This is a genomic window from Methylobacterium sp. UNC300MFChir4.1, assembly GCF_900110155.1.
Classification (GTDB): Bacteria; Pseudomonadota; Alphaproteobacteria; order Rhizobiales; family Beijerinckiaceae; genus Methylobacterium.
Window position 1 is genome coordinate 1 of record NZ_FOCS01000030.1, and the last position, 12,865, is coordinate 12,865.

General features: G+C 72.4%; 15 protein-coding genes, 1 tRNA gene and 1 pseudogene. 8 read left to right on the forward strand and 9 right to left on the reverse strand.

Annotated elements, in window-relative coordinates:
• A pseudogene (locus tag BMY19_RS26405) lies at nucleotides 1-188 on the reverse strand (ATP-binding protein); the annotation flags it as partial.
• Nucleotides 188-1,426: an IS21 family transposase gene (gene istA / locus BMY19_RS26410; protein ID WP_100253474.1), complete on the reverse strand. Its 1,239-nt coding sequence runs from the start codon at nucleotides 1,424-1,426 to the stop codon at nucleotides 188-190. The pseudogene BMY19_RS26405 and the gene istA, both read right to left, overlap by 1 nt.
• 250 nt (nucleotides 1,427-1,676) lie before the next feature.
• Between istA and BMY19_RS26415 the strand changes: the two genes are divergently transcribed.
• Both BMY19_RS26415 and BMY19_RS31045 read left to right on the forward strand, forming a co-directional pair.
• A complete protein-coding gene (locus tag BMY19_RS26415) occupies nucleotides 1,677-1,922 on the forward strand; it encodes a hypothetical protein (protein ID WP_056533872.1) in 246 nt (81 codons plus the stop codon).
• A gap of 160 nt (nucleotides 1,923-2,082) precedes the next feature.
• Nucleotides 2,083-2,244 carry a hypothetical protein gene (locus BMY19_RS31045; RefSeq protein WP_157862120.1) on the forward strand — a complete coding sequence of 54 codons (162 nt, stop codon included), beginning with the start codon at nucleotides 2,083-2,085 and terminating at the stop codon, nucleotides 2,242-2,244.
• Nucleotides 2,245-2,355: 111 nt separating this feature from the next.
• Here BMY19_RS31045 and BMY19_RS30630 read toward each other — a convergent pair whose 3' ends face one another.
• From BMY19_RS30630 to BMY19_RS26425, 5 genes are all read right to left on the reverse strand, one after another.
• The gene (locus tag BMY19_RS30630) at nucleotides 2,356-2,595 is read right to left on the reverse strand and encodes a hypothetical protein (RefSeq protein WP_139215707.1); all 240 of its coding nucleotides are present in this window, start codon (nucleotides 2,593-2,595) and stop codon (nucleotides 2,356-2,358) included.
• 7 nt (nucleotides 2,596-2,602) lie between these two features.
• Nucleotides 2,603-2,800 (reverse strand): hypothetical protein, encoded by a 198-nt coding sequence (locus tag BMY19_RS30635; protein WP_139215708.1) that lies wholly within the window; start codon nucleotides 2,798-2,800, stop codon nucleotides 2,603-2,605.
• Between the two features lie 75 nt (nucleotides 2,801-2,875).
• On the reverse strand, nucleotides 2,876-3,058 hold the full coding sequence (locus BMY19_RS30640; protein ID WP_139215709.1) for a hypothetical protein: 183 nt from the start codon (nucleotides 3,056-3,058) through the stop codon (nucleotides 2,876-2,878).
• Nucleotides 3,059-3,131: 73 nt separating this feature from the next.
• On the reverse strand, nucleotides 3,132-3,878 hold the full coding sequence (locus BMY19_RS26420) for a transporter substrate-binding domain-containing protein (protein ID WP_100253475.1): 747 nt from the start codon (nucleotides 3,876-3,878) through the stop codon (nucleotides 3,132-3,134).
• Nucleotides 3,879-4,002: 124 nt separating this feature from the next.
• Nucleotides 4,003-4,079: transfer RNA gene (locus BMY19_RS26425), tRNA-Arg, on the reverse strand.
• Nucleotides 4,080-4,256: 177 nt separating this feature from the next.
• Here BMY19_RS26425 and BMY19_RS26430 point away from each other — a divergent pair.
• The 3 genes from BMY19_RS26430 to BMY19_RS26440 all read left to right on the forward strand — a co-directional run bounded on the left by BMY19_RS26430 (nucleotide 4,257) and on the right by BMY19_RS26440 (nucleotide 6,323).
• Nucleotides 4,257-5,348: an acyltransferase family protein gene (locus tag BMY19_RS26430; RefSeq protein ID WP_091928499.1), complete on the forward strand. Its 1,092-nt coding sequence runs from the start codon at nucleotides 4,257-4,259 to the stop codon at nucleotides 5,346-5,348.
• 86 nt (nucleotides 5,349-5,434) lie between these two features.
• Entirely contained in the window at nucleotides 5,435-5,854 is a 420-nt protein-coding gene (locus BMY19_RS26435) for an RNA polymerase sigma factor region1.1 domain-containing protein (protein WP_100253452.1), read from the forward strand.
• Between the two features lie 79 nt (nucleotides 5,855-5,933).
• Nucleotides 5,934-6,323 (forward strand): phage holin family protein, encoded by a 390-nt coding sequence (locus BMY19_RS26440; RefSeq protein ID WP_012318288.1) that lies wholly within the window; start codon nucleotides 5,934-5,936, stop codon nucleotides 6,321-6,323.
• Nucleotides 6,324-6,493: 170 nt separating this feature from the next.
• Here the strand turns inward: BMY19_RS26440 and BMY19_RS26445 are convergent, their stop codons facing one another.
• Entirely contained in the window at nucleotides 6,494-8,200 is a 1,707-nt protein-coding gene (locus BMY19_RS26445; protein ID WP_100253453.1) for a sensor histidine kinase, read from the reverse strand.
• Between the two features lie 375 nt (nucleotides 8,201-8,575).
• The gene (locus tag BMY19_RS26450; RefSeq protein WP_056527276.1) at nucleotides 8,576-8,794 is read right to left on the reverse strand and encodes a hypothetical protein; all 219 of its coding nucleotides are present in this window, start codon (nucleotides 8,792-8,794) and stop codon (nucleotides 8,576-8,578) included.
• 225 nt (nucleotides 8,795-9,019) lie between these two features.
• Between BMY19_RS26450 and BMY19_RS26455 the strand changes: the two genes are divergently transcribed.
• From BMY19_RS26455 to BMY19_RS26465, 3 genes are read left to right on the forward strand one after another with little or no spacing between them, the layout of a single operon-like run.
• Nucleotides 9,020-10,291: an MFS transporter gene (locus BMY19_RS26455; RefSeq protein WP_100253454.1), complete on the forward strand. Its 1,272-nt coding sequence runs from the start codon at nucleotides 9,020-9,022 to the stop codon at nucleotides 10,289-10,291.
• Entirely contained in the window at nucleotides 10,288-11,094 is an 807-nt protein-coding gene (gene fhuF / locus BMY19_RS26460; protein ID WP_100253455.1) for a siderophore-iron reductase FhuF, read from the forward strand. Before BMY19_RS26455 ends, fhuF begins: the two co-directional genes overlap by 4 nt.
• Before the next feature lie 13 nt (nucleotides 11,095-11,107).
• Nucleotides 11,108-12,856: an ABC transporter ATP-binding protein gene (locus BMY19_RS26465; protein ID WP_042675783.1), complete on the forward strand. Its 1,749-nt coding sequence runs from the start codon at nucleotides 11,108-11,110 to the stop codon at nucleotides 12,854-12,856.
• Nucleotides 12,857-12,865 lie beyond the last annotated feature (9 nt).

The window sequence follows — 12,865 nt, forward strand, 5'->3', positions numbered from 1 at the left end:
GCCAGACCGAAGGCCATGTCGATGCGGCGCTGGTCACGCCGAGCGACCTCGCGCTCGCAGAACAGGGTCAGCGCCTCACGGATCGTCAGCTCGCCCCGGCCAGCCTCGTCGATCAGGCTATCGAGCTGATCGCGCATGGCCGTCAGCTTCAGGCGGTCGAGCAGCAGGGTGAGGTGGTCATCGTCCATCAGAAGCCTCCCCCGGCGATCGCCTCGTACTCGGCCAGCGGCCGCAACAGCGCCGGCGGCATGATGGGCGACGGGTCGAGCCGGTGAGCCGGTCGCTCTCGGCTACCCACAAGCCCGGCCAGATGGGCATCGTCGACGACACGGCCGTGGCGCCCCTTCAACGCGGCGTGCACGGCGACCTCACGTCCGCCGTGGTGGACGCGCACCACCGCTCCGCTCACGGTGACGCGAACCCGCTCGCCGATCAGCCGCCACGGCACCGAGTAGGCGTTGCCGTCGACGCTGACCGCGCAGTCTGCCCCGACCCGGCGCACGAGATCGCGCGCGGCGGAGAACGGCGGCACGCCCGCCAGGGGCTGCAGCGCCCGGGCCTCGTCCCGGGCGAACCGCGCGCCCGGCGCCTCACCGGTCGTGCCGTGCGCGCGCCGGTCGGCCACATCCCGCGTCCAGGCATCGAGATGCGCCTCCAGGGCGGCAAAGCTCGCGAAGCGGTGGCCGGCCACAGCGTTCCTCTTGACGTAGCCGACGCCGCGCTCGTCCTTGCCCTTCGTGCGCGCCCGGTACGGGGCGCAGGCCCGCACCCGGAAGCCCCAATGCCGGGAGAAGGCGTGCAACCGCGGATGCAGGATGACCTCGCGGCTGACCGGGTCATGGTGCAGGACCAGGGCGCGGGCATTGTCGAGCAGCACCTCACGCGGCACACCGCCGAACGCCTGGAAGGCGCTCTCCAATCCGGCGAACCAGTCCTCCTGCCGCTCGTGGCCGAAGGCGCGCACATGCAGTCGACGCGAGTAACCGAGCGTCGCAACGAACAGCGAGACCCGGGTTGGCACACCGCCGATCTCGATCCGCCGCTCGCCGAAGTCGATCTGCATCTGCTCGCCTGGCCGCGTCTCGAACCGCACGCTCGCCCGCGCGGCGATCACCAGGTCCCGCCGCAACGGCGCCACAGCCCGTTCCACGGTGCGCAGGCTGACGTGGATGTCCTTCTCGTTGGCGAGGTCCTGGCGCACGACGTCGGCGTTGCCGGCATGCTGCCGGAACCGTTCGGCCAACCAGTCCGTCAAGCCGTCGAGCCGCTTCGATCGTGAGGGCGTTTTAGAGGAACGCCAATCACCCTGACGGAGCCAATGCTTGACCGTGTTCTTCGAACAGCCGAGCTCGGTCGCGATCCGCTTGGCACCCCAGCCCAGCGCCTTCAGCCGCACCATCGCCGATACGTCGTCCGGCGTCTTCATCTCGGCCCTCCGCGGATCGTCCGTCCGCTGAAGAGCCTGATCTTCGTTCCTGATCATCTCGACCTCCTCGCTCATCGAGGGGGTCAGGTCCTCATGGCGTCAGGGGGTCAGTTTGCCGTGTCGCCTGACACCCGGCAGCTGCGCGACGCGGAGGCTGCCGACCCGGGCGTGATTCTGCGGCAGTTGCGGCTCCCGCGCTCGCCTGCCGGGTCCCCCTGCTATAGGCTGCCGACTGCATGGGAGTTGAGCCATGGGCGAGCCGACTGAAGCCGACGTGCTGGCGCGCGCCAAGCGCACCTTCATCGCGAAGAACCACGACGATCGCGCTTGGGATGCCGGCTTTACAGAACGGGAGGCCCGCAATGGCCACAACGTCGCCTGTCTAACGGAAGTCGAGCGCCAGGAGTACCTCGAGCAGGCGCGCCACGAGCTGCGCACCAGTTCGCCATCCGAAAGAACCGACCGCGGCAAGGCGAGGCGGAAGGGTATCGAGTAGCAGGCCGGCCGAGCTGACGCCGAGCGCCTCAGGCTGGATGCGTCCGAGCAAGCTCCCAGCAATGTCGTCCCCATGAGCAACCGCCTATCTCTCGAGCCGTTGACTCATATCGAGCCGCAGTCGTCCGTGCCGGGCCCGAGCGTTGAGCTGGGGCCACCTCATGAACGACGACCAGCCCCACAGCGGCACGCCCGGCATCGTCGGCGGTCCACCGGCTCCGCCTCGGCTCAAGTCGGTCCGCTACATGGGCTTGCTGATCGCTCAGTTCTCCATGGGAATCGTCGTGATCGCCATCACGTGGGTGATGAGCAGGATGTGGTAGCGGTCCGGAACCTGGGCTCATTGGCATCTTGCCATGGCCTACGCGAAGTACCTCAATCAGGGGCCGCGATCAGGTCTGCGCCTTTCTCGACGATGAAGATGGCGCTGAAGGCTAGAATCCTTGTGATCCTGCAAGGCCCTGCGCTACTTCGTGGGGCTTGATGCCGGTGCGCCTACCTGCGTTGCTCACGATGGCTTTTCGGCCATCAACGGTGATGGACCATTCCTCGCGACCGAAGCGATCCTGATTGCCTGTGCGAACCACCAAGCCGTTTCGCGCGAGGCTGGTGAGGGTCCAATCCCCCGGCTTGTAGAAACGATCTCGCTCGCCGAGCAGCCGCAGACGGTTCAAGTAAGTCTCATTCAGCGGGCCTGTCATCCGACCGTTGAGGCAGATCGTGTGCCAGTGCCAGACGCTTCGCCCGCAGCTCCGCCATACGCTCTTCCAGCGCGACCTTTTCGGCGTCGAGTGCCTGCTCTGCCTGCTTCTGTCGAGCTACGTCTCTCGCGGCCGGTGTCGACAGATGGCCGCGGGCATTGAACGGCAGCTTAGACATCGGACTTGGGCTCGCCCTTGAAGTAGCCCTTGGCCGCCAGGTTCTCGGTGAGGGCTTCGCCTATGGCTTCGTGCATCACGGCTTTTTTGTCCCAGCCCTGGCGGCATCCCGTTCGAGGCGCGCGGCCTTCAGGTGTGCGGTGTTCTGATCGGCGGCACTCGCCGTAGGCCGATCAGCGGCATTTCCGCCGGGACGATCCTGCATCCTCGCAAAGGCTGCCTCGGCCTGCATGCGCTCTTTGCTGTGGTTGTCTGCCATATGACGCTCCGTCAGTTCGCCCTCTCAGGATCCTCGCGGTGCCGCACGTAGCCTTGGCCGTTGAGCCAGCCGATCATGGCGCGACCGCGTCGTCATGGAAGCCGCGGGTATCGAAGATGCGCCGGACGACACCGGCACGCTTCGCCCCATCCATCCAAGCCGTGACGCGGGCGAGGGCGGCCGGTCGGCCCTTCGGGACGGCGACGGCGACCTGCGTCTGCTGGAAGCCGCCCGCAACGATGCGGGAGCCCGGGACCTGCAGGACCACCGGCCGCAGCGTGTCCCGCGAGAGGGCGAAGGCGTCCGCCTCCCCGGCGCGCATGCGTGCGACCGCCTCGGCCACGGACGGGACGGGGAGGGGCTGCGTCCGGGTCAGTGTCCGGGCGGAGGCGCGGATCGTCGTTGTGCCCTCAATCGCCACGACCCGCAGACCCGGTCGGTCGACCTGCGCCACGTCGGTGATGCCCGACCCGGCGCTGGCCAGATAGGTGCTCTCCAGGTCGTAATAGCCCGGCCCGAAATCGATCACCTGCCGCCGGATCGCGTCGACCGGCATGAAGCTGACGTCGATCGCCGCGGCCTGCAGGGCGGCGGCCGCGGCGCCCGAGTTCGGGAACAGGGTCACGGTCAGCGGCAGGCCGACCTGCCGGGCGAGATCCGCGCTCAGATCAGCCGTCACGCCGTCGAGTCCTCCATCGGCGGCTCGACAGACGAAGATCAGGCCGGCGGACGGCGCTTCGACGAGGCCGACCCGGAGCGTGCCGGTCGGCGCCAGCTCGGCCGTCGTGGCCGCGTCCTGAGTGTGACTGGAAAGCGTCATGCTGGCGGAAACGGCCGCCGCGGAGAGGAGGGGCTGAACGAGCATTTCGAGCCGTTCGCTTCCGCAGTGCTTCCGCGGCAATCTCCCAACCGCAGGGCTTGGCCCTCTAAGTCATTGAGAAGATTGGCGCACCCGACACGATTCGAACGTGTGACCTTTGCCTTCGGAGGGCAACGCTCTATCCAGCTGAGCTACGGGTGCTGGCCGTGGCCATTCCCTAGCCCAACCACGCCGGGAGCGCAACGGCGCCCGCACCGTCGCGTGCGGACGCGGGCGACGCGGCCAGATCTCCGGCGCGTGTTGCCCCGGCGTCCTTGCCTTCGCGCGCCGTTTCCCGGCCCCTGGGCGGCGGGCAGATGCGTCGCGGAGCGGGTAGGAGTGGCGGAGACGACGGGCGGCCGGGATCCGCGGGCGAACAATTTCGGGTCCCTGCGCCTCCTGTTCGCGGGCCTGGTGATCCTCGCGCACGCCCCCGAGCTCGTGGACGGGAACCGGTCCCGGGAGTTGCTGACGCAGGTCTTCGGAACCCTGTCCCTGGGGGAGATCGCCGTCGACGGCTTCTTCCTCGTGAGCGGCTACCTGATCACCGCGAGCTACCGCGCCAAGCGCTCCTTCAGCGACTATCTCGCGCGGCGGGCGCTGCGGATCTATCCGGCCTTCGTGGTCGCGTCCCTGCTCTGCATCGCCGTCGTCGCGCCCCTCGGCGGCGGTAACCTCGCGGCCGCCTCGCCGCTCGAGACGCTGCTGCGGCTGTCGCTGCTGCTGATGCCGGTGGTCCCGGGCGCCTTCGCCGAGTTGCCCTACCCGCTGCTCAACGGCTCGATGTGGACCATTCCGTGCGAGTTCGGCTGCTACCTGCTGCTCGGCCTCGTGGGCACCGCCCGCGCCCTGCGCCGCCGCGGGCGCTATCTCGGCCTGCTCGGGGGGCTCGGTAGCCTCCTCGCCCTGCGCTGGCTCTTCCTGCCCGTCGGGCATCCGGGCGACACCCTCGGATCCCTGTCGGAGATGATCCGCCTCACCTTCGTGTTCTGCTGCGGCGGCGCCTTCCGGCTGTTCGCCGACCGGATCGCCTACACGCGGCGCGGCGCGACCCGCGCCGCCCTGCTGCTCCTGCCGCTGATGTTCAGCCGACCGCTGGCCGAGCCGGCCTTCGCGATCCTCGGCGGCTACCTGATCTTCTGGTTCGCCTTCGCGGTGCGCCCCACCGCCCTCAGCCGCGCCACCGCCCAGGTCGACCCGTCCTACGGGCTCTACCTCTACGCGTGGCCGGTGCAGAATCTGCTGGTCGCGCGGATCCCCGGCATCTCGCCCTGGACGGTCGCCGCCCTCGCCCTCGCGGCCGCCATCCCGCTCGGCCTGCTGAGCTGGTACCTGATCGAGCGGCCGATGCTCCGGTTCCGGCCGGGACCGGGCGGCGCGCGGCCGGAGCCCGGCGCGATCCCGGCGGCCGCGCCCGCCCTCGGGGCCTAGCGCCGGAACACCCGCGGCCGCCGGTAACCGGCGCCACCCCGGCGCGTTCTCGATGGACCATCGGGACGCGGCCGCGGAGGCGGGACATGACGCAGGCTCTGGATCGCGCGACGCTCGACCGGCTGGTCGCCCTCGGCCGCGACCGGGGCCTCCTCACCGCCGACGATCTGCGCGCCGCGCTGCCCGTCGAGCGGATGGACGTCGACGCCCTGGTCCTCGTGATGCTGGAGCTGGAGGCGGCGGGCGTGAGCGTCGAGCCGGAGGCCTTCGGCCCCCCGACGGACCGGGCGATCCCGGTCTCGGTCGCCCTCCCGGCGCCGCGGCCCGGCACGCCGCCGGTCCGGGCCGCGGAGGCGGGGCAGGGCGCGGCCTTCGCGGAGCCCGCATCCGCCGCGCCGGACGCCCCGAAGCCGGTCCCGGACGACGGCGCCGATGCCGGCCGGGCGGTCCTCCTGGCAGGCCTGGCGACCGTGCTGATCCTCGGCGCCCTGCTACTGATGCTGTGAGCCACCGGCGCGGAACGCTTCGGGCCGCGGCCCCGTTGGCGAGAGCCGGCCGGTGACGGCCCCGAGGATTCTCGTATCCATGCGTCAGACCCCGGACGGAACCCTCGCCCTGCTGATCGCGGCCCTGCGCGAGGGCACGGCGCATGTCGAGGCGCTGCTCACGCTGGCGCGGACGGAGGTCGACGGCAATTTCCGGGCGATCGTGTCGCTGATCGCCATCGTCGGCACGATCCCGGTGCTGCTGATCGTCACCTTCTTCCTCGGCCTCGACGCCGTGGTGAAGCTGCTGGCCGTGCCGTTCGGTGCCGAGGCGCCGGCCGCGCTGATCGTCGCCGCGCCGTTCCTCGTCATCGCGCTCGGCCTCGGCTGGATGGGCGCCCGCCGGATGGCGCTCTCGAACCTCGAGCCCTGGCGGACGTGGCGGCAGGTGAAGCGCGACGTCCGGGAGGTGACGCGCGCCGGCGCGTGATACCGGGACCGGAAAACCCAAAGTTATCAACGCGATTCAGAGGAATGCTCGCGCGCGGCCTGAGCGCGGGTCGACCGCGCGCCATGCGGAGGGGCGCGTTCAACCGATCTGCCAGGATCCGTGCTCAAAGCTCTGCTCCAACGACTGAATCCGCCCGAGCCGGGCCACACCTAGCCCGTCGGCGCCAGCATGGTGCCGAGACCCGGATCGAGCGGGACGTCGAGGCGGCAGCGCAGGCCCTCGGCCTCGAAGGCGAGGTCGACGGTGCCGGCGAGTTCGCGCCGCACGCCGCCGGCGATCAGCCGCGTCCCGAAGCCCACCCGGGTCGGCGCCCGCACCGGCGGGCCGCCGCGCTCCTCCCAGCTGAGCCGCAGGCGCCGCTCCCCGGCCGCGCCGGCGGCGAGCGACCACGCCACCCGGACGCGGCCCTCGCGGACCGAGAGGGCGCCGTACTTGGCCGCGTTGGTGGTCAGCTCGTGGACCGTCATGCCGAGGGCCAGCACCTCGCGGGGGCTCAGCGACACGTCCGGCCCGTCCAGGCGGATCTGGTCGTCGCCGGTCCGGTAGGGTCCGAGCTCGCTCTCCAGCAACTCGCGCAGGGGGGCCCCGCTCCAGTCCTCGCGGGTCAGGAGGTCGTGGGTCTTCGACAGGGCCAGGATCCGCGCCTCCAGGACCTCCGCGGAGCCGCGGGACTGCCGGGCGAGGGCCTGGACGGTGGCCAGGGTATTCTTCACCCGGTGGTTCAGCTCGTGCAGCATCGTGCCCTGCTGCGCCTGCAGGGCGCGCCCGCGCTGGATCTCCGCGCGCAGCTCGGCGGTGTTGCGCTGGAGGGTGCCGGCCATGGCGTCGAGCTTGCTGCCGAGCCGGTCGAACTCCGCGGCCCCGCGCAGGCCGGTGCGGGCGGCGAGGTCGCCGGCCTGCCACGCCGCCGCGGTGCGCAGGAGCCGGTCGACCGGTCGCCGGATGAACACCCGCCCGGCCACGAGGGCGGCGGCGAGCGCCAGGGCCGCCCCCAGGGCGATCAGAACCAGCCCGCGGCGGGTGGCGGCGTCGATATCCGCGAAGGCGGTGGCGTAGTCGCGCCCGACGACGACGCGCACCCCGGCCAGCGGGCCGTCCGGCATCGCGGTGGCGATGATTCGCTTCCGGCCGTCGAGGCCGGCGGCGACGCGGACGTCGCTGCCCTGGGCCTCCAGCATGGCGGCCCGGTCGGGCGGGATCGGCCTGCCGATCCAGGCCGCCTCGTCCGGGCGGCGGGCGATGATCAGGCCATCCCGGTCCGTCACGGTGATCGCCGTCTCCGGCTGATGGAGCGCCTGCTCTAGGTGATCGGAGAGCCAGTCGAGGTCGACGGCGGCGAGCAGGACGCCCGCCGGGGCCCCCGCCGACTCGCCGACATGGACGGCCCGGGCGAAGTGGATCGACGGCCGCTTCGTCTGGAAGCCGACCGCGTAGCCGCCCATCGCGTAGCCGCCCTGCTCCAGGGCGCGGCGGTGATAGGCCCGGCCGCGGCTCGAGTAGGAGCCCGCGGGCGCGCCGGCGCTGTCGCAGATCACGGCCCCGTCGGGATCGGTGACGGCGATCAGCAGCACGTGCGGCAGCCGCGCGGCAGCCCGCCGCAGGTAGGCGGTGCAGGCCGCCGGCTCCCGCACCTGCACGGTGGCATCCTCGGAGATCAGGTCGAGGGCCTGCTGCATCCGCTCGGAGATCTGGGCGAAATCCTCCGCGACGTCCCGCGCTGTGGCGCGGGCGTCGGCCCGCACGGCCGCGTCGCGGCTCGCCCGCAGGGCGACCTCGTTGTAGCCCTGGATCGCCAGCGCCGGGGCGAGGGCGAGCAGGACGAGCAGCAGGATGCGGGTCGTCAGTGACAGCGGCATCGGCGGTCAGTCGCGACCGGCGATCGGCGCGGGCGCCCGCGCGGCCAGGGTCTCCACGGAGCACGGCTCGGTGATCATCCGCATCCCCGATTCGAGTCCGCAGGTGGCGAAGGTCGCGTTCTCGGCGGAGCCGGTGATGACCTGGACCCTCGGATCCGGCCGTCGCGGCCACCGGGCAGGCCGCCATGGCCGACCAGCCGCCCGGCCGTCGCGTCCGCGCCCATGGGGCGCAGCCGGATCGGGCGGATGCGATCGGCGCGCGCGTTGGCGGATTCGAGGGCCGGACGCCGTCTCATGTCGGCGTTGTTGCAGAACCGGTCGGCCCTTGCCAGTGCGCCGCGCGGTCGGGGCGGCGGGAGCGTGGGCCGGCTCGCCTCAGCGCCCGCGGGGCCGGCCGGCCTCCGGACGCAGGTGCAGGAAGCTGCGCTCGCCGGTCGCGGCCTCGGCCACGTGCTGGATCGTGTCGAGCAGATCGGACACGGCCCGCGGCCCGACTGGCCGGAAGCCCGCCCTCGGCTCGACCCAGCGTCCCTGCGTGCGGTCCGCGGCGATCTGCGCCTCGCTCAGCGCGTCGAAATCCCGGCGTCGGGTCATGGCTCAGCCCTCCGCCGGGGACTCTGTCGGGGGCATGGTTGACGAAAGGTTAACGCCGGATCCGGCGAGGCGGCGCGCCGCAAATACCCGCCGGCTTGATCCCCGGCACAGGCCTCTCTAAAGAGCGAAAACCGAGGTAAATCAATAGATTAGTGTGATTATAAACTGCGGTCTCTGGACCGGTCCGGATCGCGGCACCAATCGCGGTACGGCGTGCGGGGGGCGATGACGGGTTCCGCCGAACCCGCCATCGGCACCCGGGTCGTCGACACCCTGGCGGCCCTGCGGCCGCTGGCGCCGTTCTTCTGCCTGTACGTGACCTTCGGGGCGACGCTTGGCTTCCTGTCCGGCGGGGCGCCGCTGATCCTGCGGGCGCGGGGCGTGGAGCTGGCCGAGGTCGGGCTGCTGCAGCTCATCAACCTGCCGGTCGGGCTCACCTTCCTGTGGGCGCCCCTGCTCGACCGGCTCCGCCTGCCGATCCTCGGCCACCGGATCGGCTGGATCGCGGCCGCGCAGGCCGCCTCGGTGCTCCTGCTGGTCGTCCTGAGCCTCGGCGAGGCCTGGCCGCTCCCGGCGCTGCTCGCCCTGGCGATCGCCGCCTGCGCCTGCGTGGCGACCATGGACATCGCCCTCGAGGCCCTGGTGGTCGAGACCGTGCCGGCGGAGCGGCGCGCCTTCGTGGCCTCGGCCAAGCTGTGCGGCGCCTCCCTCGGCGGGATCCTGGGGGTCGGCGTGCTGGTCGGCTCCTACGACAGCCTGGGCTGGCGCGGGGCGGTCCTGGCCTGCGCGGCCCTCGACGCCCTCTGCCTGCTGCCGATCCTGGGCTACCGGGAGTCGCGCCTGCGCGAGACCCGGAGCGCCGGTGCCGGCACCGCGGCCGGTGCGGGCCCGGAACGCTGGTCGGGCTCCCTGGCGCGGCTGCGCCGCTTGGGCGGTCGCGTGCTGGTGCTCGGCGCCTACTTCGCCGCCTCCTACCTCGTGGGCGGGCCCAACACCCTGGCGCTCCTCGATCTCGGCGTCCCACTCGGGCAGGTCGGCACGCTCACCGGCACCGTGCTCCCGGCCGTGAACCTCGTCATGGCGCTGGCGGCCGGATGGCTGGCCGCGCGGTTCGGCACGGTCCGGCTGATCGCCGTGGGGGCCCTCGGCGTCCTGGCCTCCGGGGGCCTGATGGTCGTCGCCTGCGCGGGCCGGATGCCGGATCTCGGCATCACCGCCGCCGTGCTGGGCTTCGTCGCGGGCGGGTTCCTGGGCGTGCCGGTCTTCAACATGATCTACCGCTGGGCCCAGGGGCCGAAGCCCGCCACCGACTACGCGCTCCTGTTCGGCGCCGCCTTCTTCGCCGCGATGCCGCTGCGGGTGGCGGCCCCGGCGCTCGCCGGCTGGATCGGCTGGCCGGGCTACTTCGCCGCCACCCTGCCGCTCTACGCCGCCGCGGTGGCGTGGCTCGCCATCGCCGTGGACCGGACCCTGCGCGACGACGGGGCGGCGCGATGATCGCCGAGGTCGCCGCCCAGGTTCCCGACACGCTCGCGGCCTACCGGGACGGGGTCGCCGAGGGCCCAGGCGGCCCGGACGCGCTGCCCCTCGGCGCCCTGCGGGACGAGGCCGTGTTCGACGCGACGCTGGCCGCCTTCGGGGCCGGGTTCGGCGCGGCGTTCCGGACCGCCGACCCGCGGGTCCGGGTCTCCTACTGGAGCCAGTTCTACCTCGCGGCCCTGGCGACGCCGGCGCTGACCGCCCTGGTGCGCCTCGGCCGGCCGCTGCCGCTCGCCTTCGACGCGGTCAGCCTCGAGCTCGACGCGGCCGGCCGGCCGCGCCGCTTCCGCCTGCCCGCGGACGGGTCGGCCTGCGCGGCCGGCCCGGCGCCCGGCCTGACCGGGCTGGTGGAGGCGCATCTGCGCCCGTTCGTCGAGCTCTGCCACGCCCGGTGCGGGATCGCCCCCAGGGTCCTCTGGGGCAACGCCGCGGTGATCCTGGACTACGTCGCCCGGGAACTCGGGGACCCGCTCGCCGGGCTGGCTGGGGACGGGGAGGGGGCCGGCACCACCTGCGCGAGCGCCTGTACCACCACCTGCCCTACCGCCCGCGCCGCCGCCTGTGACGACGTCGCGGCCTGCCTCGGATGGCGCGCCGGCCCCGGCTGCGCTAGGAGCCCGCTCGAGAGTCCTCTTGCGCAGGCGCTCTGCCCGGGACCTTCGGGCTGCCGGCGGCGGCGCGTCTGCTGCCTGCGCCACCGCCTGCCGGGGGTGCCGTCCTGCGGCGCGCTCTGCCCCGTCGAGTGCGCCGCCCAACGTTGATCCGAGCCGCGCGATGCTGAAGGCCTTCCTCGCCTATTACCGGCCGTACCGGACGCTGTTCCTGGTCGATTTCGGCTGCGCGGTGCTGTCGGGCCTGCTGGAGCTCGGCTTCCCCATCGCCGTGAAGGGCTTCATCGACAGCCTGCTGCCCCGGCAGGACTGGGGCCTGATCCTGCTCGCAGCGGCCGCGCTGGCGCTGGTCTACGTCGCCAATGCCGGCCTGATGGTGGTGGTCACCTACTGGGGCCACGTGCTCGGCATCAACATCGAGACCACGATGCGGGCGCGGGCCTTCGACCACCTGCAGAAGCTCTCCTTCCGCTTCTACGACGGCCAGAAGACCGGCCACCTCGTGGCCCGGGTGACCAAGGACCTGGAGGAGATCGGCGAGGTCGCCCATCACGGGCCCGAGGACCTGTTCATCGCCGTGATGACGCTGTTCGGCGCCTTCGCGCTGATGCTCTACGTCCACGCGCCGCTGGCGCTGATCACCGCGGCGATCCTGCCGCTGATCGCCTTCGTGTCGATCCGCTACGGCGGCCGCATGACCCGCAACTGGCAGGCCCAGTACGGCCGGGTCGGCGCCTTCAACGCGCGGATCGAGGAGAATGTCGGCGGGATGCGGGTGGTGCAGGCCTTCGCCAACGAGCCCCACGAGCGCGCCCTCTTCGCCCTCGACAACGCCCGCTACCGGGACACCAAGCTCGAGGCCTACCGGCTGATGGCGGCCGGCCTGTCGATCAACTACCTGGGCCTGCGCCTCGTCCAGATCGCGGTGCTGCTCGGCGGCGCCGCCTTCGTGGTCCGGGGCGACCTGACGCCCGGGGGCTTCGTGGGCTTCCTGCTGCTGGTGGGCGTGTTCTACCGGCCGCTGGAGAAGATCGGCGCCGTGGTCGAGACGTATCCGAAGGGGGTCGCGGGCTTCCGCCGTTACCAGGAACTGCTGGCCACCGAGCCCGACATCACCGACCGGCCCGGCGCCCGCGCGGTCGGCGCCCTGCGCGGCGACATCCGTTTCGAGGGGGTGGGCTTCGGCTACGGGCCCGGCCGCCCGGTCTTCGCCGGCCTCGACCTCGCGGTGGCGGCCGGCGAGACGGTGGCGTTCGTGGGTCCCTCGGGGGTCGGCAAGACCACCCTCTGCGCCCTGCTGCCGCGCTTCTACGAGGTCGAGGCGGGCCGCATCACCGTCGACGGGATCGACATCCGCGACATCACCCTGGCGAGCCTGCGCCGCCAGATCGGCATCGTCCAGCAGGACGTGTTCCTGTTCGCCGGCACGATCCGGGAGAACATCGCCTACGGCCGCCTCGACGCCGCCGAGGCCGAGATCGACGCCGCCGCGCGGCGCGCCCGTCTCGGCGGGCTGATCGACAGCCTGCCGGAGGGCCTCGACACCGTGGTGGGCGAGCGCGGCGTGCGCCTGTCGGGCGGCCAGAAGCAGCGCATCGCCATCGCGCGGGTCTTCCTCAAGAACCCGCCGATCCTGATCCTCGACGAGGCGACCTCGGCGCTCGACACTGAGACCGAGCGGGAGATCCAGCGGGCGCTCGCCGAGCTTGCCCGCGGGCGCACGACCCTGGTGATCGCCCACCGCCTCGCCACCATCCGGGACGCCGACCGCATCGTGGTCCTGGGGGAGGGCGGGGTCGTCGAGGAGGGCCGGCACGCGGCTCTGCTGGCCGCCGGCGGCCCCTACAGCCGCCTGCACGCGGCGCAGTTCGGGCGCGGCGAAGCCGGCGCGGGCGTCCTCGCGGCGGAGTGAGAGCCGGCC

Excerpts from the sequence above, each read along its gene's own strand:
- istA (WP_100253474.1), bottom strand. The coding sequence starts at position 1,426 with ATGAAGACGCCGGACGACGTATCGGCGATGGTGCGGCTGAAGGCGCTG.
- BMY19_RS26415 (WP_056533872.1), top strand. The coding sequence starts at position 1,677 with ATGGGCGAGCCGACTGAAGCCGACGTGCTGGCGCGCGCCAAGCGCACC.
- BMY19_RS31045 (WP_157862120.1), top strand. The coding sequence starts at position 2,083 with ATGAACGACGACCAGCCCCACAGCGGCACGCCCGGCATCGTCGGCGGT.
- BMY19_RS30635 (WP_139215708.1), bottom strand. The coding sequence starts at position 2,800 with ATGTCTAAGCTGCCGTTCAATGCCCGCGGCCATCTGTCGACACCGGCC.
- BMY19_RS30640 (WP_139215709.1), bottom strand. The coding sequence starts at position 3,058 with ATGGCAGACAACCACAGCAAAGAGCGCATGCAGGCCGAGGCAGCCTTT.
- BMY19_RS26420 (WP_100253475.1), bottom strand. The coding sequence starts at position 3,878 with ATGACGCTTTCCAGTCACACTCAGGACGCGGCCACGACGGCCGAGCTG.
- BMY19_RS26435 (WP_100253452.1), top strand. The coding sequence starts at position 5,435 with ATGACGCAGGCTCTGGATCGCGCGACGCTCGACCGGCTGGTCGCCCTC.
- BMY19_RS26440 (WP_012318288.1), top strand. The coding sequence starts at position 5,934 with ATGCGTCAGACCCCGGACGGAACCCTCGCCCTGCTGATCGCGGCCCTG.
- BMY19_RS26445 (WP_100253453.1), bottom strand. The coding sequence starts at position 8,200 with ATGCCGCTGTCACTGACGACCCGCATCCTGCTGCTCGTCCTGCTCGCC.
- BMY19_RS26450 (WP_056527276.1), bottom strand. The coding sequence starts at position 8,794 with ATGACCCGACGCCGGGATTTCGACGCGCTGAGCGAGGCGCAGATCGCC.
- BMY19_RS26455 (WP_100253454.1), top strand. The coding sequence starts at position 9,020 with ATGACGGGTTCCGCCGAACCCGCCATCGGCACCCGGGTCGTCGACACC.
- fhuF (WP_100253455.1), top strand. The coding sequence starts at position 10,288 with ATGATCGCCGAGGTCGCCGCCCAGGTTCCCGACACGCTCGCGGCCTAC.
- BMY19_RS26465 (WP_042675783.1), top strand. The coding sequence starts at position 11,108 with ATGCTGAAGGCCTTCCTCGCCTATTACCGGCCGTACCGGACGCTGTTC.